The organism is Marinobacter segnicrescens (genome assembly GCF_900111555.1).
Taxonomy (GTDB): domain Bacteria; phylum Pseudomonadota; class Gammaproteobacteria; order Pseudomonadales; family Oleiphilaceae; genus Marinobacter; species Marinobacter segnicrescens.
In genome coordinates this window covers 26,686-47,329 of the sequence record NZ_FOHZ01000020.1, presented here as the reverse complement: position 1 = coordinate 47,329, position 20,644 = coordinate 26,686, and the positions used below count along the sequence as shown (strand labels likewise).

The 20,644-nt window shown below is 58.0% G+C and carries 26 protein-coding genes; 15 read left to right on the top strand and 11 right to left on the bottom strand.

The window, feature by feature from the left end:
- The coding region (locus tag BM036_RS15640) for an integrase core domain-containing protein (protein WP_143066626.1) at positions 1–283 on the top strand (283 nt) is incomplete at its 5' end.
- Positions 284–301: 18 nt separating this feature from the next.
- On the opposite strand, the gene BM036_RS15635 is transcribed toward BM036_RS15640, so the two are convergent.
- A complete protein-coding gene (locus tag BM036_RS15635; protein WP_091854088.1) occupies positions 302–481 on the bottom strand; it encodes a CDGSH iron-sulfur domain-containing protein in 180 nt (59 codons plus the stop codon).
- Positions 482–681: 200 nt separating this feature from the next.
- Here BM036_RS15635 and BM036_RS15630 point away from each other — a divergent pair, with 200 nt between their 5' ends.
- Together BM036_RS15630 and BM036_RS15625 are read left to right on the top strand one after the other, a co-directional pair.
- Positions 682–1,026, top strand: coding sequence for a PBPRA1643 family SWIM/SEC-C metal-binding motif protein (locus tag BM036_RS15630; RefSeq protein WP_091854086.1), 345 nt, complete (start codon positions 682–684; stop codon positions 1,024–1,026).
- 19 nt (positions 1,027–1,045) lie between these two features.
- Positions 1,046–1,483, top strand: a complete 438-nt coding sequence (locus tag BM036_RS15625; protein ID WP_091854084.1) for a DUF3010 family protein — start codon at positions 1,046–1,048, stop codon at positions 1,481–1,483.
- A gap of 214 nt (positions 1,484–1,697) precedes the next feature.
- Here the strand turns inward: BM036_RS15625 and BM036_RS15615 are convergent, their stop codons facing one another.
- A complete protein-coding gene (locus BM036_RS15615; RefSeq protein ID WP_091854082.1) occupies positions 1,698–2,366 on the bottom strand; it encodes a glutathione S-transferase in 669 nt (222 codons plus the stop codon).
- A 210-nt stretch (positions 2,367–2,576) separates the two neighbouring features.
- Positions 2,577–3,440 (bottom strand): PEP-CTERM sorting domain-containing protein, encoded by an 864-nt coding sequence (locus tag BM036_RS15610; protein ID WP_177186080.1) that lies wholly within the window; start codon positions 3,438–3,440, stop codon positions 2,577–2,579.
- 462 nt (positions 3,441–3,902) lie between these two features.
- On the opposite strand from BM036_RS15610, the gene BM036_RS15600 reads away from it, so the two are divergent.
- On the top strand, positions 3,903–4,127 hold the full coding sequence (locus tag BM036_RS15600) for a hypothetical protein (RefSeq protein ID WP_143066625.1): 225 nt from the start codon (positions 3,903–3,905) through the stop codon (positions 4,125–4,127).
- A gap of 102 nt (positions 4,128–4,229) precedes the next feature.
- Here the strand turns inward: BM036_RS15600 and BM036_RS15595 are convergent, their stop codons facing one another.
- The gene (locus tag BM036_RS15595) at positions 4,230–4,613 is read right to left on the bottom strand and encodes a group I truncated hemoglobin (RefSeq protein ID WP_218144823.1); all 384 of its coding nucleotides are present in this window, start codon (positions 4,611–4,613) and stop codon (positions 4,230–4,232) included.
- A 101-nt stretch (positions 4,614–4,714) separates the two neighbouring features.
- On the opposite strand from BM036_RS15595, the gene BM036_RS15590 reads away from it, so the two are divergent.
- The 3 genes from BM036_RS15590 to radD all read left to right on the top strand — a co-directional run bounded on the left by BM036_RS15590 (position 4,715) and on the right by radD (position 10,827).
- On the top strand, positions 4,715–6,760 hold the full coding sequence (locus BM036_RS15590) for an ATP-binding protein (protein WP_091854074.1): 2,046 nt from the start codon (positions 4,715–4,717) through the stop codon (positions 6,758–6,760).
- A gap of 242 nt (positions 6,761–7,002) precedes the next feature.
- A complete protein-coding gene (locus BM036_RS15585; RefSeq protein WP_091854072.1) occupies positions 7,003–8,724 on the top strand; it encodes a mechanosensitive ion channel family protein in 1,722 nt (573 codons plus the stop codon).
- Between the two features lie 324 nt (positions 8,725–9,048).
- Positions 9,049–10,827 carry a DNA repair helicase RadD gene (gene radD / locus BM036_RS15580; protein WP_091854070.1) on the top strand — a complete coding sequence of 593 codons (1,779 nt, stop codon included), beginning with the start codon at positions 9,049–9,051 and terminating at the stop codon, positions 10,825–10,827.
- Positions 10,828–10,923: 96 nt separating this feature from the next.
- On the opposite strand, the gene BM036_RS15575 is transcribed toward radD, so the two are convergent.
- Complete coding sequence (locus BM036_RS15575; protein ID WP_091854069.1) at positions 10,924–11,331, bottom strand: hypothetical protein; 408 nt, start codon at positions 11,329–11,331, stop codon at positions 10,924–10,926.
- Positions 11,332–11,481: 150 nt separating this feature from the next.
- Between BM036_RS15575 and BM036_RS15570 the strand changes: the two genes are divergently transcribed.
- On the top strand, positions 11,482–12,285 hold the full coding sequence (locus BM036_RS15570) for a helix-turn-helix domain-containing protein (protein WP_091854067.1): 804 nt from the start codon (positions 11,482–11,484) through the stop codon (positions 12,283–12,285).
- Here BM036_RS15570 and BM036_RS15565 read toward each other — a convergent pair.
- Positions 12,277–12,879 carry a DUF938 domain-containing protein gene (locus BM036_RS15565; protein ID WP_091854065.1) on the bottom strand — a complete coding sequence of 201 codons (603 nt, stop codon included), beginning with the start codon at positions 12,877–12,879 and terminating at the stop codon, positions 12,277–12,279. The two genes, BM036_RS15570 and BM036_RS15565, sit on opposite strands and share 9 nt — an antisense overlap.
- 107 nt (positions 12,880–12,986) lie before the next feature.
- Between BM036_RS15565 and BM036_RS15560 the strand changes: the two genes are divergently transcribed.
- Positions 12,987–13,466, top strand: coding sequence for an FKBP-type peptidyl-prolyl cis-trans isomerase (locus BM036_RS15560; RefSeq protein ID WP_091854063.1), 480 nt, complete (start codon positions 12,987–12,989; stop codon positions 13,464–13,466).
- A gap of 18 nt (positions 13,467–13,484) precedes the next feature.
- Here BM036_RS15560 and BM036_RS15555 read toward each other — a convergent pair whose 3' ends face one another.
- The gene (locus tag BM036_RS15555; protein ID WP_091854061.1) at positions 13,485–13,697 is read right to left on the bottom strand and encodes a penicillin-binding protein; all 213 of its coding nucleotides are present in this window, start codon (positions 13,695–13,697) and stop codon (positions 13,485–13,487) included.
- A gap of 209 nt (positions 13,698–13,906) precedes the next feature.
- Between BM036_RS15555 and BM036_RS15550 the strand changes: the two genes are divergently transcribed.
- From BM036_RS15550 to BM036_RS15535, 4 genes are all read left to right on the top strand, one after another.
- Positions 13,907–14,299: a glutaredoxin family protein gene (locus BM036_RS15550; RefSeq protein WP_091854059.1), complete on the top strand. Its 393-nt coding sequence runs from the start codon at positions 13,907–13,909 to the stop codon at positions 14,297–14,299.
- Positions 14,300–14,448: 149 nt separating this feature from the next.
- Positions 14,449–14,670 carry a DUF4177 domain-containing protein gene (locus tag BM036_RS15545; RefSeq protein WP_091854057.1) on the top strand — a complete coding sequence of 74 codons (222 nt, stop codon included), beginning with the start codon at positions 14,449–14,451 and terminating at the stop codon, positions 14,668–14,670.
- A gap of 3 nt (positions 14,671–14,673) precedes the next feature.
- Positions 14,674–14,931 carry a membrane protein insertion efficiency factor YidD gene (gene yidD / locus BM036_RS20550; protein WP_091854055.1) on the top strand — a complete coding sequence of 86 codons (258 nt, stop codon included), beginning with the start codon at positions 14,674–14,676 and terminating at the stop codon, positions 14,929–14,931.
- On the top strand, positions 14,909–15,292 hold the full coding sequence (locus BM036_RS15535; RefSeq protein ID WP_091854053.1) for a TM2 domain-containing protein: 384 nt from the start codon (positions 14,909–14,911) through the stop codon (positions 15,290–15,292). The genes yidD and BM036_RS15535 overlap by 23 nt, the downstream gene beginning before the upstream one ends.
- 39 nt (positions 15,293–15,331) lie before the next feature.
- Here the strand turns inward: BM036_RS15535 and BM036_RS15530 are convergent, their stop codons facing one another.
- From BM036_RS15530 to BM036_RS15515, 4 genes are all read right to left on the bottom strand, one after another.
- Positions 15,332–16,405 (bottom strand): putative urea ABC transporter substrate-binding protein, encoded by a 1,074-nt coding sequence (locus tag BM036_RS15530; protein WP_091854051.1) that lies wholly within the window; start codon positions 16,403–16,405, stop codon positions 15,332–15,334.
- Between the two features lie 67 nt (positions 16,406–16,472).
- Complete coding sequence (locus BM036_RS15525; RefSeq protein ID WP_091854049.1) at positions 16,473–17,042, bottom strand: hypothetical protein; 570 nt, start codon at positions 17,040–17,042, stop codon at positions 16,473–16,475.
- Positions 17,039–17,980 (bottom strand): hypothetical protein, encoded by a 942-nt coding sequence (locus BM036_RS15520; RefSeq protein ID WP_091854047.1) that lies wholly within the window; start codon positions 17,978–17,980, stop codon positions 17,039–17,041. Before BM036_RS15520 ends, BM036_RS15525 begins: the two co-directional genes overlap by 4 nt.
- Positions 17,977–19,029, bottom strand: coding sequence for an isopenicillin N synthase family dioxygenase (locus BM036_RS15515; RefSeq protein WP_091854045.1), 1,053 nt, complete (start codon positions 19,027–19,029; stop codon positions 17,977–17,979). Before BM036_RS15515 ends, BM036_RS15520 begins: the two co-directional genes overlap by 4 nt.
- Positions 19,030–19,490: 461 nt before the next feature.
- On the opposite strand from BM036_RS15515, the gene BM036_RS15510 reads away from it, so the two are divergent.
- Both BM036_RS15510 and BM036_RS15505 read left to right on the top strand, forming a co-directional pair.
- Complete coding sequence (locus BM036_RS15510; RefSeq protein ID WP_091854043.1) at positions 19,491–20,126, top strand: class I SAM-dependent methyltransferase; 636 nt, start codon at positions 19,491–19,493, stop codon at positions 20,124–20,126.
- A 75-nt stretch (positions 20,127–20,201) separates the two neighbouring features.
- A complete protein-coding gene (locus BM036_RS15505; RefSeq protein ID WP_091854041.1) occupies positions 20,202–20,585 on the top strand; it encodes a DUF2750 domain-containing protein in 384 nt (127 codons plus the stop codon).
- The last annotated feature ends 59 nt before the right edge of the window (positions 20,586–20,644 follow it).

Sequence of the window (20,644 nt, the reverse complement as noted above, 5' to 3'; positions counted from 1 at the left end):
CCAGTTCACCAGTGAGGCCTTCACAGGCGCTCTCAAGGAGCATGGCATTCGGATCAGCATGGACGGCAAGGGCTGCTATCATGACAACATCTTCGTGGAACGGCTCTGGCGCAGCGTCAAGCACGAGTGCGTCTACCTCACAGCCTTCGAGGATGGACGCCACTTGAAGCAGGCGCTCCACCGGTACTTCCGGCATTACAATCAGGCCCGGTACCACCAAACCCTTGATTACCAAACACCGGATGAGGTGTACTACCAACAACCCATGACCCTGGCAGCTTGAGCCGGGAATACAGCCGGATCAGAGCTTAACTGCACCTTCAGGCTGTCCAACTGATGGGGTCCACCTCACGGTACCCTTGTGGGAACCGTCGCAGAAGGGTTGATCATTGGAACGCCCGCAGGCGCAGAACATATACTTTTTACCCTGTTCGAGCGTCACTTTCATCGGCTTGTTGTCTGCAATAATAGGGTTGCTCATGGTCGGCCTCCTTAATGTGTACAAAGTATACGGCCCTGCTGTTATGGAGTATTAATCCTCCAGGACAGCGGACATGATTATGAGCCTGAAAATCATGCAGGAGATTGTCCCGGTTGTCGAAAGCGTGCTAAAACGTCGCCGCCCAGTGGCCCATCCTCATCGAGCGCCCCAGGTACCCTCCCTTTCACCAGGATATCAGCATGTCAGACAAGTTTTTCTACAAGGGCCGCCAGGACGCACGCCAGCACCACACCGATTACGGCGGCTTTGAAACCAAGGCCAGCAAGAAGGCGGGCACCAAAAAATACCCGCTGAACCTGGTGGTTACCAGCGAGGCCCGCAAGCAGGAGCTCGAAGCCCAGGTGGCAGAGGCCAGGCTATATGCGAACATTACCGTTGATCTTCGCGATGGAGCGGTCGAGTCCATCAGTGAACTGACCGCCCTTTCCGGAAAAGGCGCGACGGTAACCACGGCAAAAGCCCCGTCCCGGAACGATCCCTGTCCCTGTGGCAGTGGCAACAAATTCAAGAAGTGCTGCGGCTGAACGCCGTCAGGAGAACAGTATGGTGATCTGTGGCGTCGAACTGACCGGCAACGATGCGGTGGTCTGTTTACTGAACCTGGATCGCGGCCAGTTCAGCCTGCCGGAGACCAAGCTGCGCAAGCTGTCGCTGAACAGGAACCACACCCGGGAAGATCTCAAGCAGTTCCAGTCGGCTTTCGCTGACCTGATGGCCGAGCACGGCGTGTCCCGTGTTGTCATCAAGGAGCGGATGCAGAAGGGCAAGTTCGCCGGCGGCGCCGTCAGCTTCAAGCTGGAGGCCGCCATCCAGCTGATTTCCGGACTGGATCTGGACGTGGCGTTACTTCCACCCGCACTGATCAAGTCTACCCTCGCAGCCAACCCACAGCCGGTACCCTTTGCCGAGACCGGGCTGAAGGCCTTTCAGGAAACGGCCTTTACCGTGGCCTATGTGGGGCATATGGCGGCTGTCGGCTGACAGTCTGGGTACTGAGCACCTGCACCGATCCGGTTTGCGTTCCCGCGCCCAGGGAAAACCGAGGGAAATCCGGGACAGGAAATCCGGGTGGTTCTGGGCCGCGGCGTTTTACGCTGCCCAGTACGGTAGGTCGGCTGAAAGTGAGTGAAGAGCGTGTATCCGGAGAAATCATCGAACTGCCGGTTTGATGCGTTTCGGTCTGGGCCCCTTACCCTCAGGCAAAATCATACTCCCCACCCTTCTCAAGCCCCCGCTGATAAGCCGGCCGGGCATGGACCCGCTCCACCCAGGCGTTGATGTTGGGCCGGTTGTTGCCGACGATGGCCCGGGCGACGGAGGCTTCCAGGGGGAAGCTCATCTGGAAATCCGCCGCGCTGAGGCGGTCACCCAGGAACCAGGTGTTCTGCGCCAGGTGGGCCTCTACAAAGTCCATGTGGGTGTTGATCATCGGACCGATGAAGGACTGGTTGGTTTTATTAGCAATGCCCCTGGCCACGGGTTTGATAAAGAACGGCATCGGGCTGGTTTTGACTTTTTCGAACACCAGGCGCATCAGCAGCGGCGGCATCAGTGAGCCTTCGGCATAGTGCAGCCAGTAGTTGTAGTCGAGCCACGCCTGGCCACTGTCGGGTGGGGGCATGGTGTCCTTGCCGTAGGTTCGGGCCAGGTAGTCAATGATAAGGCCGGACTCCGCCACCACCAGGTCGCCGTCGGTGATGACCGGCGATTTACCCAGCGGGTGTACCTTCTTGAGGCTTTCCGGAGCCTGCATGGTCTCGGGATCGCGCTCGTAGAACCGTATCTCGTAGGGTACGTCCAGTTCTTCCAGTATCCAGAGAACCCGTTGTGAGCGAGAATTATTCAGGTGATGGACTGTAATCATGCAGGTACTCCGTTCGCATCAGTGGAATGGGCAGGTTAGCAGACTGGTTGGCCAATGGTTGGCTGCGATCAGGGAAAGGTACCTGTTACGGCGCTAAAGGAGGTCATTGGTGGCACTGCTATTCGGGAGTACTAATCCATCAAGACACAGGGAAAACCAGTAAGTTCTATTTTTACCGTTCCAGAAAGGCGCCAAGAACACCGCTATCCATCAACGGGTCCTGCGCCTCCTCAGCATCAGGGTCCCAAGTCCGAACATCAATAATGCCCATGAGGCGGGTTCTGGCACCTCCACTGGGCCATCAGGAACATAGGCGACCAGACCACCAGCGCTGAAGTTTGAATTAATGTTCAGCTGTGAGAACGAGCTGTCGGCGATAATGCCATCCAGCAGGTCTTGGAAATCATCGAAACTGGCCAGGAAGATTTCGTTCCCGGCGCCGCTGTCCATATCGGATTCAAGCAGTAACTGATAGGACGAGCCGTCGAAGGCCAAACCACCCGCACTGAAGTTTGAATTGATGTTCAACTGTGAAAACGAGCTGCTGGCGACAGTACCGTCCAGCAGGCTTTGGAAGCTGTCGAAACCGGCCAGGAAAATTTCGTTTCCGGCACCGCTATCCACATCGGATTCAAGCAGTAACTGGTAGGAGGAACCGTCGAAGGCCAAACCACCCGCACTGAAGTTTGGATTGATGTTCAGCTGTGAAAACGAACTGCTGGCGACAGTGCCGTCCAGCAAGCTTTGGAAGCTGTCGAAACTGGCCAGGAAGACTTCGTTCCCGGCGTTGCCGTCCACATCGGATTCAAGCAGTAACTGATAGGACGAGCCGTCGAAGGCCAAGCCGCCAGAACTGAAGTTCGAATTGATGTTCAATTGAGAAAATGAACTACTGTTGATAGTGGCATCTATCAGGCTTTGGTAACCGTCAAAATTGGCAAGGAAGAGTTCATTCCCGGCACCACTGTCATCGTTGGACTCAAGCAGTAGGTCAATGGGCATTGCATGTGACTGGATCGAACCCAGGTAAAGCATCGCGGCGAAAAGCGATAGCAAAGAAGAGCGGCTTATCATGGTCTGTCCCCCGTTCGCTGAGTAGAGGGAACAGAATGCATATTCAGCGCCAGTAATATTTGTTGTTACCATTTAACGCGTTAGGGTTTTGCGTCAAACCGGTGTGTAAGATTATTCGACAGTCCCCGCTGGGCATCTCATAGTGTGTCTGGGATTGGTCAATAAATCGGTTTCGGATCAGTTCTTCCCCTGTGCGCTACACTCCAGTCAGCAGTTCCCTTTCTCGCCCGTCAGTGTGGGAGAACCACAATGCTGGACTAAGAACTCTATTACTGGGACCTGCCCTTTCGCGGAAATTTCATCCAGCTTTTTCTGGAGGAGGTCCGGGCGAATTACCGCAAGCTGGATGCCAGCGAGGTCTACCCTGACAGGCGCCTGAACATTCATTACCCGGGGATGGCACCTCCGTATCTCTACGACTGCAGGACCCAGGTCTGGTACGCGCAGATGCCGGCGATTCTTATGCATCTGGCGAAGGCCTACCACTTTCTTCCCGACGAGCCTGAGCAACAGACCCTGGCTCTCAAGGTAGTGCTGGACTGCAATGATATTCTCATGGAAATCACCAACTACCATGGCACCGTAATGTGGGACCAGGGTTCATGGACCGAATTCCGTACTCATCGCCTGGCCGACTGGATGGCCAGACGCTACGGCTTTCCGTCTCCAGGATGTCTACTATCATGACAGTATAGGGGGCAGCGTTAGAAGCGGGAATGGGGTCCGGCGGTCAATGGATCATCATCTCCCATCCCCCTTCTGCAGCAGATGGACACACCATTCTGCCCTCTATTTGTGAACGATTTCCTCCTTAAGGGAATAGGCGATACCGAGGACTTCATCACACACCGGGCGCGGGTAGTCCATCTCGTTCATGGCCTGCATTATATCGTCAACCACGGCCACGAATTCGGCCGAGCTGACGTTCATGCCGGTGTGGGTCTCCAGCATCGACCGGCCGGTGTACTCTACGGGACCGCCGGAGCCGGCTGCGAGGAATTCCTTGACCTTCGCGCAGGCCCTGGCAGTTGCCTCCTCGGACAGAGCCTGGTATCTGGGGCCTGCAACATCATTCTGGAGGTGTAGGTCGACAATGCGGTCTACAAGCTTGTCGATGCCATCTTGGCCGCCGAGTCTGTTGTACAGGGTGTCGCTCGTAAGGATGTTGTTCATAAGAAATACTCCTTTTTCATAAGGTGTTCGGCAGGTGCACCAGGCACCTACCTAATGGGGCGTAACAATCCTTGTTACATCGGAACAGGGAGGGCTAAGTGATGGAGGAGACGGAACTTTCGCGGATTCGCGGGGCACTCGACGCTGGCGACTTCACCAGGGCGAGGGAATTGATTACCTCACTGCCTTTTGAGCGGTCTGCCGAGTTATTGGAGCTTCGGGCCAAGGCTGCGTATGGCAGCGGAGATCTGGAAGAAACGCTGACTGCCTACGGTGAGCTCTACCGCTTTCACCTCGACGCCGGCGACACGCACGAGGCGGCATTCGCGGCGGTGATGGTGGGCATGTATCTGATGATGGATACGGGGTTGATGGCCACTGTGCGGGCCTGGCTGTCGCGGGCCGAACGCCTGATCGAAGATGTACCTGACAGCCCGGTCTGGGCATGGCTGGCGGCAGTACGGACCTATGAACGACTGATGTGCGGCGATATGCCGGGTACCGGTGAGTGGGCCCGAAGGGCGATGGAGCTGGGCCAGAGGCACGATCTTGCCCCGCCGTCCATCATCGGGCAGGTGGCCCTGGCAAGGGTATGGATTTATAACGGTGACGTTGATAAAGGGCTCAGCGCCCTCGATGACGTGGCTGTGGAGCTGAGCGCCGGGAATCTCGACCCCCTGACGACAGGGCAGATGTGGTGTGAGGTTATCTGCGCGATGCAGTGGATCGGGCACCATGATCGCGCCGAGGAATGGACCGAAGCCATGGAGCGATGGCGTCAGGGTGCAGCATTTGGGGGGCTTAATGGCCGCTGTCGGGTGCACCGGGCGGAGATCATGCGTTTGCGGGGGCCATGCGACGCCGCCGAGCAGGAAGCGCTCCAGGCATGTGAAGAATTGCGGCCCTGGATGCGGCGGGAATTTGGCTGGCCGCTGACTGAACTCGGCAATTCGCGGCTGCGCAAGGGTGATTTTGTGGGCGCCGAGGAAGCCTTCCTGGCGGCGCACCAGAACGCCTGGCTGCCCCAACCCGGGCTCGCATTACTGCGACTGGCTCAGGGACGAGTCGACGAAGCCGCTTCAATGATCGAAACGGCGCTCGAGCATCCGTTTGATATCCCATCGAAGGAACGGCCACCCTCGGGCAGCCTGCAACGGGCGCCTCTGCTCGATGCTCAGGTGGTCATCGCCCTGGCAGCGGGCAAGTTCGACGATGCCCATGCCGCGGCAACGGAACTGGCTGCCATCGCGGAAAAATATCAAAGCCGTACGCTGAAAAACGCTGCTCTGGCAGCAGCAGGTCGCCTGGCACTCCGGGACGGGCGGGCAAATGACGCCATACGGCTGCTCACCGAAGCTGTCATGGAATGGGCCGAGTTGCGAATGCCTTACGATGCGGCAGATTTGCGGATAGTGCTGGCGGCCGCTCACCGGCAGGCGGGGGACGAGCACACCGCAGAGATGGAACTGGATGCAGCCTGCCGAGCCCTTGAAGCCCTCAACGCCAGGCCCTGGGCGGAACTGGCTCGCCAACGGGAACCGGCGGTGCCGGTGCGGCCGTGTGCAGACACCGAGCATTGCCTGTTTCGCTGCGAGGGTGAGATGCGAACGGTTACCTTCGGCGGCGCCACCGTGCGCCTGAAGGACCTCAAGGGTATGCGTTATCTGGAACGGCTGCTGGCCGAGCCCGGGCGGGAATTCCATGTGCTCGACCTGGTTTCGGTGGAACGTGGGGCGCTCCCCGCCAACACCTCACTGGCCGCAGCCCGTATCGATGCCCAGTGCGGGTTGGAGGTGTTCGATTCGAAGGCCCGTGAGGCCTACCGGCAAAGGCTGACTGAGGTGGAGGAAGACATCGCGGAAGCGGAGAGCCAGAACGATTTCCGCCGCGCCGAGCTGGCACGTGCTGATCGCGAGTTTCTGGTTGATGAACTCCGCCGCGGCGTTGGCCTGAATAACCGCGCCCGGATGGTCGGCGATGGCGTTGAGCGTGCGCGGACCGGCGCGACCCGCTCACTGCGTTATGCCATCAATCGGATTGCCCGGCATCACCCCCGTCTTGGCGAGCACCTCGCGCGGACCGTACGCACCGGTATCTACTTTGCCTATGAACCTGATCCTCGCGCGCCCTTGCATTGGGCGACGTGAGCCTGGAACCGGGACAGATCTATTTTTCTAGTGATTTTTCTAATGTGGCGACTGATTCGGAGCTGAAGTACGGGTGTCTTGTTCAAGTCTGATCCATAAGTAAATTTCCCCTATTCACCTGGGAAGTAACCGTGTTCGCCATTGGCCGTGCACCGCCTTGCCTCCTATGCTTTACCAGTGAAAGTGAGGGCTGCGTCCATGTGAAGGATGTGGGTAGGGTTGCGAATGTCAGGGAGGCGCGAATGAAAAAGCATGCAACATGGGGGCTGTTGGCCATCGCTCTTCTGTTTTCCAGCCTGTGCGTGGGGCAGGCCTCGGAAGACGACAAAGAGATGCGATGGTTTTCCATCGAATCGCTGAATGCCGGGCTTGATACGCCCCCGGAGGAGGTCAATCGCCTGACGCCGCGGGATTCGGTCCGTAGCTTTCTTGAACTCACCAAACAGCAGGACTTCTCGGCTGCGGCGCACCTTCTCAATCTTTCAGAGCTGGGCGCTGCGGAGCAGCGCGAGAAGGGGCCTGAGTTGGCCAGGCAGCTGGCCGCGGTGCTCCGGCGTGGCGAGTGGATCGATACCTCCGATCTGCCGGCGCGACAGGACGCCGTTATCGAAGATCCAGCGGGGCAGAATCCCCAGGCCGGGCAGCCACGTCGCAACCTCGAGATCGCCTCCCTTCGCGCCGAGGGTCAAGCCTATGATATTCGCCTGGCCCGTTATCGTGTGGGTGATGAGGACCCCGTCTGGTTGATCACACCGGACAGTCTCTCCCCGGTTCCTCTCTTGTACGAAAAATACGGCCCGTCGTGGCTGGAAAAGCATGTGCCGCAACGGTTCAAATCAACGTTCGGCAGGCTCCAGGTCTGGGAATGGGTCGCCATTCCGGTGTTCCTGCTGGTAACGGGACTGGTGGGATGGCTCGTCATCCGTCTGGTCGGCGTGATTGCACGCTGGTTACCTTCCGGCTCTCCAAGCATCTATGCCAGCCAGATCAAGGTGCCAGTGGCGCTGGTCGTCATGACGATTGTGGCCCAGTTTCTGTTGAATTACGTGGTGTCCTTCTCGGCAGTGGCGACGACCTCTTTTCGCATATTACTGATCACCATCACCGCCTGGGGTGTTGGATTGATCGCACTGCGTTTCGTGGACGTCATATTGCTCAATGTGAAGCGACGTCTCGTGGGCGAAATCGACGACAACAAATCCCGGGACGAGCGCCACTTCCTCACCTCGCTGTATGCGGTGCGCCGGGGCATCATCCTGGTCGCCATCGTCGCAGTTACCATCTACATCCTGTCCCAGATCGAACTCTTCGAGACCCTGGGCCTGACCCTCCTGGCGTCGGCCAGTATCCTGACGGTCCTGTTGGGTATCGCCGGTCAGGCCGTGCTGGGCAACATCCTCTCGTCGTTTCAGGTATCGCTCGCCAAGCCTATAAGAATTGGTGACCTGGTTATTTTCGAGGGCCGATGGTGCTATGTGGAAGGCATCTTTTATACGTTCATTCGGTTGAGAACCTGGGATGAGCGCCGTCTGGTCGTACCCGTCCAGTACTTTACCTCCAGGCCCTTCGAAAATCTGTCGGTCAAGAGTGCCAAGATGTACAGGGTGATAGAGCTGGCGCTTCACCTGAATGCCGACGTCGAATGCCTGAGGGAGAAGTTCAAGGAGTTCGCCGAGGCTGAAAAAAACGTCATCGAACACCACAAGCTCTGCTGCTACGTCACGGCGCAGTCCGCGGCGGCCCAGACGGTTTCTTTCTACCTTATGACCTCCGAGCCCTTTGCCGGCTGGGAAGCCGAAATGAATGTGCGTGAGAAGTTGTTGGGATTCATCCGCGACAACCACCCGGAATGGTGGCCGAGGGAGGTGGTGGTTACCAGCCAGCACGACATCACAGGCGGCGAAAGATCAGCAAACGGTCCAAACCCCGGGGCAGTCTATCCTGGGGCAGGGGACTCGTCGTGATGCGTCACCGCAAGCTCTCCAGGCACTGTCAGTGCAGTTGTCGAATGGCTTCTGCCATAGCCGGAAACGGGCCCTCGACAGGCAGCCCGGACACAACATCATTGATTGGCAGGGCGGCCACGGGTGGTCTTGCCGCGTTCAGTTCATCCAGCCATAACGTCAGCTGTTCCGAAGACAGCCAGGAAAGCCAACACATTGGTCGGCAATGCTGGCAATCCCGTGAACACGGTGATCCGGGCCGGTTTTTCCTGGATGACGGGTAACGGCACCAGTATTTGTTAGTATGACCGCCTTTCCATCGAGACAACCACCAACCGATGCCCAATGAACACACCTTTCAAGCTCCGGCCATACCAGCAGGAAGCGGTCGACGCCACGCTCAGTCATTTTCGACAATCTGATGAGTCAGCCGTGATTGTGCTACCCACCGGCGCTGGTAAAAGCCTGGTCATTGCCGAGCTGGCCCGCCTTGCCCGCCGCAAGATCTTGGTGCTCACCCACGTAAAGGAGCTGGTGGAGCAGAATCACGCCAAGTACGAGAGCTATGGGCTGACGGCTGGCATCTTTTCCGCCGGGCTGAAGCGCAAGGAGCGCCAGCACCAGGTGACCTTTGCCAGTGTGCAGTCGGTATCGGCGAACCTGGACCAGTTTCGGGATGAATACTCGTTGGTCATCATCGATGAATGCCATCGCGTCAGCGGTGAGGATACCAGTCAGTATCAACGGATCATTGAGCTGCTTCGGGAGAAAAATGCTTCCCTCAAAGTGCTCGGGCTGACCGCCACCCCCTACCGGCTGGCCATGGGCTGGATTTATCGTTATCACTACCGGGGCTTTGTTCGGGGCTCGGATGAAGAGCGGGACAAACCCTTTCAGCACTGCATTTACGAACTGCCGTTAAGCTATATGATCAACCAGGGCTACCTTACCCGGCCGGACCTGGTGAACGCGGCGGTGGCGCAATACGATTTCTCCGCGCTACCCCGGGACCGCTTTGGCGAGTACGCCGAGAAGGACGTCAACCAGCTGCTGGGCAAACACCAGCGTGTAACACGGGCCATCATCGAGCAGGTGATGGAACTGGCCGCCGAGCGCCAGGGAGTGATGGTCTTTGCGGCAACGGTGGACCATGCAAGGGAGATTACCGGTTACCTTCCGGAAGACCAGACCGCCCTGATTACCGGTGCAACGGACCTGAAGGACCGGGACCTGCTGATTCAGCGCTTCAAGCAGCGGCAGCTGAAGTACCTGGTGAATGTGTCTGTACTCACCACGGGCTTTGATGCACCCCATGTGGACTTTATCGCCATTCTTCGGCCTACCCAGTCGGTCAGCCTGTATCAGCAGATTGTGGGTCGCGGTCTCCGTCTGGGCGAAGGCAAACAGGATTGCCTGGTGATTGATTATGCGGGCAACCATGTAAATCTGAACCACCCGGAGGTAGGGGAGCCCAAACCCGACCCCGACAGCGAGCCGGTGCAGGTATTCTGCCCGGGCTGTGGTTTTGCCAATATCTTCTGGGGCAAGACAGACGCTGAAGGCCGTGTTATTGAGCATTACGGCCGCCGCTGTCAGGGGCTTCTGGAACCGGCAGATGGGGATAGGCCTGCCGGGGCGAACGGGCGCGCGCAACAGTGCGATTACCGTTTCCGTTTCAAGGAATGCCCGCACTGCGGTGGCGAGAATGATATCGCCGCGCGTAATTGCGGGCAGTGCCATAACGCCATCATCGACCCGGATGATCAGTTAAGGGATGCGCTGAGACTCAAGGATGCCATGGTGATCCGGTGCGCCGGGGTTACGCTGGGCGTTGATGGCAGCAAGCTGACGATCACCTATCACGGTGAGGAAGGGGAGGAACTCAGCGAGTCGTTCGATTTCGGCAAGCCGGCACAGCGCACCGTTTTCAACAAACTGTTCGGTCGCCGTATCGCCAATGGCCAGGCCCCGAAAGTTTTCCATCGGGCGGATGAGGTGTCCCGGATGCAGGCCTTGTTGACAGCGCCGGATTTTGTGATTGCCCGCAAGCAAAAGCGCTATTGGCAGGTTCAGGAACGGATTTTTGATTACCGGGGTCATTACCGAAAGGCGAATGAAGCGTGAGACTTCTAACTGGGTTTGGCCGTTACGCTGCCTTGAATGCCAGTGTGGCTGGCGGGGTGCGCTCAGCCACACGCTTTTAGTGGGAGAAACAGAGCGTTATCTGAACGCAGGCTCCTGCGGTATGCTTCCAGCAACCCGTTTCATCCACGCCATATCCAGCGGAATCAGAACGTTCAGGGCGAACAGTACCCAGCCGAGGGGGTTCAGGCTCTGGGCAAACCACACCATCAGGGCAAGGGACAGCAAGCTCCAGGTGACATCGACGGCAATCGTCAGGTTGAGGAACTTCTCAATCCATCGTTCATTGATGGCCATGGCGGCCATGTCCACGCACCACAGTAGCATCACAATGCCGGCTACCAGGTAGAAGGTCGCGCCGGGGCCTCCCGCCCACCGGGCAATCGGTTCAGAGCCGACGATGAGTGCCAGCGCGAGTGGCGTGGACAGGAACACGTCGGCCAGGATGATCTGTTTCAGGCTGAATTGACGGACAAGGTTTTTCATAGCATCACCTCAATCGGGTATCGCAGTGAGTTTGACTACGCTACAAAGCTTCTACCCGGGCGGTGCGCGTCTCAATTACCTTTGAGGTAATGGTGTGGCCTACCCGCGCGCAGCATAATTGCTGAAAACTCGTAACTGACAGGAAATCCGATGAGTGCCTTCGGTACGTTGTTCAGAGAAATGCGGCAGGGCAAGCGTCTGAGTCAGATGGATTTCGCCCTTGCGTGCGAGGTGTCGGCAAAGCACATCAGCTTTCTGGAGACCGGTCGAAGCAGGCCCAGCAAGGGCATGGTTCTGCATTTAGCACAGATGCTGCAGGCCGACCTGGCCGGGACCAACCGGTTGTTATCGGCGGCGGGTTACAGCCAGGTCTACTCGGACCAGGATCTGGGCGCACCCGGGATGGCCATGATACGGGAGGCGCTTGAGCACCTCTTGCGATCTCACCTGCCGTACCCGGCGGTGGTGTTCGACCACGAGTATTATCTGGTGATGGCCAACCAGGCCATGCAGGCGATGATGGCAAGAATGGTAGAGCTGGGTGCCCAGTTCCCGCCCCGGCCAAACTTTCTGCTGTCAGTGCTGGATAGCAATGGCATCAAGCCATTCGTGGATGATTGGGAGAATATCGCCTGTCACTTGCTCCAACGTGTCTACCATGAGCATCTTTCAGGACCCTTCCGGGATCAGCCCAATCGTTTGCTGGAGCAGGCACTGACGGTCCCTGGCGTTCCGCAAGACTGGAAAAGCCACGTGGTGGAACACCTGGACTACCCGGCGATCCCTTTCACCCTGATGCTGGGAGAGCAAAAACTCAGGATCTTTTCCACCATCGCAACCATTGGCACGCCCCTGGATGTCACCGCTCAAAATCTGCGGATCGAGCATTTCTTTCCGGTGGACGAGGGCAGTAAAGCTTATTGGCGAGCGCCTCCCAAGACCATCTCAGAGTAGTGAGCGAAACACCAGAAGGCGGTTGTTGGCAGGCATGGGGTGGTTTTCAGCGAGGGTCATCCCGGCTGATTCTGCCAGGGCACTGAGGTCGGCCAGGTCCCGGATGCCCATATGAGGTGACTGGGATTTCAGGTGCTGGTCAAAACGACGGTTGCTCTCACTCGAGTATTCACCCTGGTTGTTGAAAGGGCCGTACAGGCAAAAGGCGCCGTCTTCTGGCAGGCGCTCGCCGATATGGCGGAACATCTGTTCGACCTCGCGCCAGGACATGATGTGGGCGGTATTGGCAGAGAAAACCCATCTGAAGGATTCGACCGGCCAGTTGGTATCGGATACGTCCAGTTCAACGACAGGCAGGACGTTGGGCAGAGCTGCCTGTTTCAGCCGGGAGCGACACAGGTGAGCCGCCTCCGGGTGGTCACTCGGTTGCCACTGCAGGTGGGGCATGGCCTGGGCGAAATGTTCGGCGTGCTGTCCGGTAAGGGTGCCGATCTCCAGGACCTTGCCTGGTGCGTTAAAGAGGGTCTTCAGCTTCTCGAGGATCGGGGCCTTGTTATTCTCACAGGCCTGGGAACAGGGCAGGTCGCTGGTCATCGGGTAACTCTCCTCTCGAGGGCGGCAGTGGCGGCTGTGGTCCATTAGCTGAGAAAAAAGCCGCTGATGTTTATAATGGCATATCCTTAACCGTCTCAGAGAATCCTATGCCCATCGAAAAGAACCAGGTGGTCCTGTTTCACTACAGCGTCAGTGATGAACAGGGCAATGTCGTTGAAGACTCCCGTGGCGGCGAGCCGAATGCCTACCTGCATGGCCATGGCGGTATCATCCGCGGCTTGGAAGAAGCCCTGCAAGGGCGTGACGCTGGTGAAAGCTTTACGGTTACCGTCACCCCGGACAAGGGCTACGGCCCCCGCAAGGATGACGCCATCCAGCGCGTGCCGATCAAGCACTTGATGGGTGCCAAACGCTGGAAGCCCGGCATGATCGCCCAGGTGCAAACCGAGCAGGGCCCCCGTCACGTGCTGGTTGCCAAGGTCGGCCACAAGTTCGCAGATGTGGACACCAACCATCCGATGGCCGGCAGAACCCTGACGTTCGATATCGAGATCATCGACGTACGCCCGGCCGATGCGGAAGAGATCGCTCACGGCCACGTGCATGGACCGGGCGGGCACCATTGAGGATTAAAACCCCGCTCGTTAGTAGCAGGAGTTCGGTGACGAGTCCGGGTTGATTTCACCAGCCACTTCGTCGGGGTCAATGCCGTGGCTGACCAGGATCTCCCGCACAAAGTTCACCTGGGCGAGAATCCTGTCAGCATCGTCGCCGTACTCGAACCGGTTGATTTCTACCGGCTGGGGCATAAACGTGAAGGCGGTTTTGAGTGCATGGAGGGTATCTTCGTCAGCCATAGTGGAGCCTCGCAATTCAGGTGGTTCATCGATGTCGACGATTATACGCGACGCAGTCCGGCCTTACCGTTCCTTCTCACTGAAGCACTGGATTGTCGGTGCAGTTGGTATCTGACCAACGTCAGGAAGTGATACCCTATTTCGTCGCGATCAAGCCTCAACGCCCACTGCTGGCACGCCTCTACAAATCCGGAATATGAGCATTACCCATGAGAGTCATCATTCGTTATTTTTTCCGCGCTCTGCGCCTGATACTGACCCCTTTCATGCTGCTAAGCGAAAAGCTCAGTACACCCCAGGGCGTAACCCGTGCCGCTGATGAGCAGGCCCTTGTCGACGAGACCAGTAAAAACCTCGCTCTGTACCAGTTCAGTGCCTGCCCGTTCTGCATCAAGGTGCGCAAGGAGATCGCCCGGCTCGGTCTGACGATCGAGACCCGGGACGCCCAGCATGACCAGCGGCATCGGGCAGACCTGGAAGCGGGAGGCGGCCGCATCAAGGTTCCCTGCCTGAAGATTCTCCAGGATGATGGTAGCGTCAGCTGGCTGTATGAATCCGACGACATCAAGGCATGGCTGCAGGAGCGATTTGAGCCCGCGTGACTGCAGTTGCGCACGAGTATCAATGATTGCGAACAGACAACCGATCCTCTGTGGGGGCGATTGAGTCTGCCTCCTCACCAATTCGGATTCGGCATTGTTGCGGTCCAGCAACCGGTCGATGCACCAGTTTTCACTAAATGGGAGATAACATGTCCGAGGCTCGTTTCACCGAGTACAAGATGGTCCACATTGCTGAGGGGGGATGCGGTACCCTGCTTCTGGGTTCCTCCGGCCTTCCGCTGAAGAAGATCGAAGCAGAGTTGAATCGCTATGCGGCCGAAGGCTGGCAGGTGGTGTTCCAGGTGCTCGAGATGAAACGGTTCTGGCTGTTCTGGCAGCGCGAAGCCGTCATCGTCACGCTGGGCCGGTGAGTTGTGCTCACCGGACTGACCCTTAAGGCCATCGGTTACTATCGCAAGACCGGCGGCGGCATCCGGTGGTTTGGCATTGACTGCAATTTCGAACCGAGCTGTTCAGCCTATTCGGAGGAAGCCATCAGAAGGTTTGGCCTCCTGAGGGGGCTTGGGCTGACTTGGGATCGGGTTCGCAGGTGCAACAGGCCCGACGCAGTCTGTAAGTGTATCGAGCCGGTCAGATGGGATTCCGGGCATGTTGAGAAAAGACGAGGTTGAAGCCGAGGAGGAGTCCCTCAGGCGGGTGATTCGTGGCCTCTCTGATGACCAGAGAGGCGAGTTCTACCGGCATGCCGGAAAAGCGGTCAAGGACCCGGACACGTACGCGGCCTTGAACTGGTTGTTCATAGTGGGTTTGCACCATTTCTACCTGGGTCGGTGGGGCAGGGGCATGGTTGATATTGCTGCCCTGCTGGTGGCTATCGGGTGTTTCGTGTCTGGTTACGTGTGGACTGGTGCCGGCCTTTTGCTGGTCGTCTGGTCCTGTGAGGTTTGGGCGCTGTTCCGGTCCCAGATCATTGTCCAGGACTGGAACAACCGTCTTTATCGGAGCTTGCTGCACCGCCAGAAACAGCCTTAGACGGTCAGTACCTCCCGCACCTTTGCAGGGAGACCTGGCCTATAGCTTGCCTTCTGCAGCGAGTTCCAGGAATTCATGGTTGAATCGCATTTTTACAAAATCCTTATTGCCCAAAACCGAGCCATCTGGCAATTCAATACCGATCGCGTCGGGTGACTGCGCGCCGGCGCCCAGCAATCCGTGCTTGTAAGAGAAACGGGTCACGAAGTCCATCGTTTCGCGCAGGCGGCCGGCGGACAGGAACTCGAGCTTCTCGTTTGGAGTCCTGAACATATGAGTGGCAGCCAGCTGTAGCTCAATGCCCTCCAGGTCGGTTCCGGACTCCTCGCCCATATAGGTTCTCGCTGCGATCGCCTCCTCGCCATCCCCATGAATGATACTCATGGCCTCGAACCAGGCCCCCGTCACTGCCTTGCCAAGCTCAGGGTACTTTTCCAGGGTTTCAGAGTTAACGCCCATAATGTCGAGGATTTCACCTGGGATCTGGGTGGAGTCGAACACCTTGATCGCATCGGGCTGCTGCATTGCCGTCTGCAGCTGTGGGTTCCAAAGCGTGGCAGCCTGTACGGCGTCAGTGGTGAAGGCGGTGGCGATGTCAGCGTCAGAGGTATTGACCACGTTGATGTCGCGCTCACTCAGACCTGCCATCTCGAGTGCCCGGGCGAGTGTGTAGTGGGACACGGAAAGTTCCAGCAGGTAAACATCCATCCCTTTGATGTCTTCCATGTTATCGCGTCCTTTCAGGACGACTGCGTCGTTACCATTGGAAAAGTCACCAGTGATCAGCGCGGTGGTATCAACACCGGACGCGGAAGGGATGGTCAGCATGTCCATATTAGTCATGGTCGCGCCATCGAATTCACCAGCAGTGTATAAATTGATGGCTTCGATGTAGTCGTTGACCTTGACCAGGTCGACCTCGATGTCGTACTTCTCGGCCCACTTGTCCATGATGCCGGATTCATCGATATAGGCCCAGGGCATAAAGCCGACATAGATCGACCATGCGAGAGAGAACTGCTTCCGGTTATCTTCCGCCTGCGCGGCTGCAACATTGAGTAACAACATTCCAGAGAGAGCAGCGGTAGCGATGGTTCTGGTCAGTGAATTCATGGTTCAACTCCTGCTTTCGCGTTGATAGCACAAACGGCTGAGGGCATGCGCCCGATGTAAATGAATGTCAGCTTCCGTTATCGGGTGACTCCCCGGCCATCCGGGTACTGGCGTAGTAGTTGGGTATGCCCGACTCCTCCCATTGTTTGAACGGTATGAATCGTCCCGGCCAGGCGACGGATGTGAAGGGCCAGTCCTGGCTGACCCAGCCAATGACCTCGTCTTCGATCAGGGTTGCCTGTGGGCTGGTGAGTTCGATGTGAGTCCACAGATAGGCTTCGGCGTCGTGTGTTCGGCTGGCAGTCGGATACAGGTAAAGGCAGCCAAGGCACTGTTGCTGGTCATGGCTGAGCAGGTGATAGGCGAATGACCGGCGGCTCGAAAATTCCCGGGCATGCCAGGCCAGGTCGGCTTCGTCCATTTCCGGCGTGAGGTCGTCGGGTGGCCATTGATCCCGCGGACCGAACAGGTTCTTGAGCTTGTTGCGACTCTCCACGACGGCCGGGTAGTCCAGCGTAACCCACTCACGACCAGCGGAAACCAGCAACGCATGTGTGCCACGCCATTGCGCAGGTACCGGGAAGCCGCTCACCGGTAGTGGCTGGAAACACCTGTCATGCGGCGTGGGCACGGTCATGTCATCACCCCGGTATAGCGGCGCAGGGTATCGGATTCGTGCAGGAACCAGGCTTCGGCTTGTGGATTGGAAGGTGTGGTCAGGGCGAACTCCCAGTGTGGATTGATAACATCCACCTCAAATACCCGAACCCGGTTCTGGCCGTTATGGGAGAACGCCTGCTCCACACGTTCGAGGTCTTCATTCCAGCTGAACGACCCTTGTTCCAGCAGCGGAAGCCCTACCCGTCCAGGCTGAGTCGAGTGCTCTACGGTGTATCCCTGCTCGAGTGAGCCTGAGGCCACTGACGTTTCAAAGTCGAATACAGGGGTCAGCTGCTCCCGGCTACCCACGGCAGAGACCGCCATCTCTGACAACGGCAAACTGTTGTCGGTAAGTGGCACGGATCGTCCCAGCACCCGGGCGGCGTAGTCACCGCAGATGATCAGCCCTCCGTCCCTGGCGAAGCGATGCCCCGTTTGTGGATCGTATTCTTCCAGTAGCCGGAGACCGACCAGCGGTCCCGGACTGGACGGCTGCAGACGCCAATCCTCTACATAGGCGCCACTGGGGGCGAATTCGACCATGCAGTTGCCAACCCGGCGAAGTTCGGCGGGTTCTGGCCAGCGGTTCGTCAACTGTAATGCCGTACCGCCGTACCAACTCATTTTCCTGTCGGCCCACTCGCAGGGTGCCAGCCAGCCTTCGTAACTGGCCAGGATCATAAGGTCTTCTGCCGGGTAATCCTCCAGCGGGGCAGGGCTTACCTGGTCAGCAGCCCGGGGTAGGCGCAGGTCAATGGTGAAGTTCCGGCTCTGCAACCAGTAAACGATGGTGTCACTGTCTGACTCCCCGTTGGCGAAGCTGATACAGCGACGGCGGAAGCAGCCGAGCATCCAGTCCGGCACGCCCTGGTCAGGGGAGCGGGTGACGCGGTTGATGAGCTCTTGCAGTGTCATCTCTGGCCTCCGGCTTCACGGCCGAAGGAGGACAGGCCCTTGCTGCCTTTCGGCAACTCCAGTTCGCCGCGTTCCAGGCGCTTTTTCAGATACTGGAAAGTCTGGGCGGTCTGGGCAAAAAGGTGTTCGCCACAGACCTGGGGTTCATAGCGGGCAGGTCGTTCCTTGCTGATCAATTGTGGCAAGGGCTCTATACGCACGTCGTAATCAAGGTTGCAGAACATTGGGAAGGAATATCGCTCTTCGGCAACCTTGCGCACGCGGTGTGAGGTGGCGACGTAAAGGCCGTTGCTGAGAATTTCCATCATATCTCCGATGTTGATGACGAAAGCGTCTTCCAACACCGGAACATCGATCCATTCTCCGGCACCGTTCATCACCTCCAGTCCGGGGGCGGTAGGTTTGAGGATGGTAAAGCACTCGTAATCCGTATGGGCACCGATACCAGGCCGGTCAGTGGGAACGTCCGGATTGTACGGGTAGTGAATCAGGCGCAACTGGCTGGGTGGGCGGTTAACGTGTCGTGTGAAACTGTCTTCGGGAAGCTCCAGGGCCAGGGCAAAGCCCCTGAACAGCAGGTTGCCCAACTGGAAGACTTCGTCGTAGTAGGCTTTGACGTCCGTCTTGAATCCATCCAGTTCAGGCCATTGGTTGGGGCCGAGCATGGGCCGGGCATGCTCTGGCTCGAGCATGTCGAAATTGACGTCGTAAGCCTCTTTGCGGTCCGGTGCTTTTGCCCCGTAGAACTGCTCCTCGCCCTCGGGAACGTAGCCACTGTGGTTCACTGAGTAGCCTATGTAGTCACGCATTTTCTCGTCGTGACTTTGCTGAAAATATTCCCGCACCCGCTTCCTGAAACGGTCAATCAGCTCCGACGAAATACCGTGTCCCGTCACGTAGAGAAAGCCTGCATCGCGAGCGGCCTTTCCTAGTGCGTCGGCGCTCTTCTGGCGTTGTCGTGCATCCCCGGACCGGAGGCCGGACACGTCGATAACGGGTAACGACTGGAATGCGATGTGGGCGGTCGTTTCTGGGCTGGCGGCTGACATACGGATAACCTCTTTGGTATCGAAAGGTCATCTGGTCGTCCAGACAGGAAGGCGGCGATCCACGCCGTCCGGGTCGTCCCGGAGGGAAGGGCCAGAACCCGGAAAGCCGGGTGAGTATCGGGTTCAGCCTTTAATCCGTTAAAAGCGGAAACTGTGCCAAAAAAGCGCTGATGGATTAAAACAATCGGCTAGACAAGAGGTTAGGCTTTGGGTTTGGTTGGAGGCCGGGCCGTCGGCTACCGCGGAGCAGAATAGGGCCGCCTCATCAGGAGGCACGCCAGTGGCAAAGATGACTTATTTTGGTGCGGGTAGGGCGGGGCACTTTGTTGCTGTCCGGGGGTTGCCGGACTCCGGCAAGCGAAGAACGTCATGGCAACACCCGGTGGCAGACAGGACTGCCGGTTACAGGTTTGACTGCTAAGCTCAACAGACACGCCCGACAGCCAGGTTGAGAAGACAGCATGGATGGAGAAAGTAGCAGCCCGAAGTACGACACAGCCCGAAGAACCAGCCCGCTGGCATTCTTTCGGGGTTTCCTGCGGGAGCCGGCCCAGGTGGGTTCGGTTATTCCCAGTTCACGATTCCTGGAGAAGCGGATTGTCGATGCGGCGGACCTGTCATCAGCCAGGCTGGTGGTGGAGCTGGGGCCCGGAACCGGAGGGACTACCCGTACCTTTCTTCGGAATCTTGGCCCTGATGCGCGTTTGCTGTCCATTGAGCTGAGTCCCTGGTTTCATGAATTACTCCATGAGATCGATGATCCGCGTTTCATCAACCACCAGGGCAGTGCCGAGGACCTTGACGAGATTCTGGCCCAGCACCAGCTTGGGCAACCGGATGTGGTGATCTCCGGTATACCGTTTTCGAAAATGCCGGAGCAGGTGGGGACGCGTGTAGCGCAGGCTGTGCAGGCCTCCCTCGCAGACGGCGGTTGCTTCGTGGCGTACCAGTTCCTGGGTGACGTGGCCACGATTACCACTCCCGTGATGGGGCCGGCAGTCAGCACGGAGCTGGAGCTGCTGAACATTCCACCGATGCGGGTGTATCGTTGGCTTAAGCCGGGGCCGGCTGAGTCGGTCCGTGCCAATCCTGAATAATAGCTGTAACGCCCGATCGCACCGGCTTTTGCGATAGAATCCCCCGACACATACCGAAAGAGCCGTGGCCCTGTTATGAGCGATAACCCGTTAAGGCAAATACTCCAGATGGATGGCGAGGAGCGTTATGACTACTTCCTGAGCGAAGTGGCCGAGGAGCGCGAGATCTGGATTCTGGTCAATGCCGACAACCAGTTCCTGAAAATCGTATCGGACGAAGACGGTGTGGCGTATTTGCCGGTCTGGCCTCATTCAGAACTGGCCGTGGACTATGCCCAGGCAGCCGGTGACCTCTCACCAAAAAGTATTTCGCTACCGGATTTCTTCAGGAAGTGGGTGCCAGGGCTCACCAGGGATGGGCTGCAGATTGGCGTTCTCCCCGGCGAAGATGGGGAACTCTGGATCACCGCGCCGGAAGAGCTCAAGGTAGACCTGCAGGAGGCCATGGCCAGTTTCTAGCCAGTCGGGAGGTCCACTCCGGGCATCCATCAGATACACCCTGGCCGCCGCCCCTCACC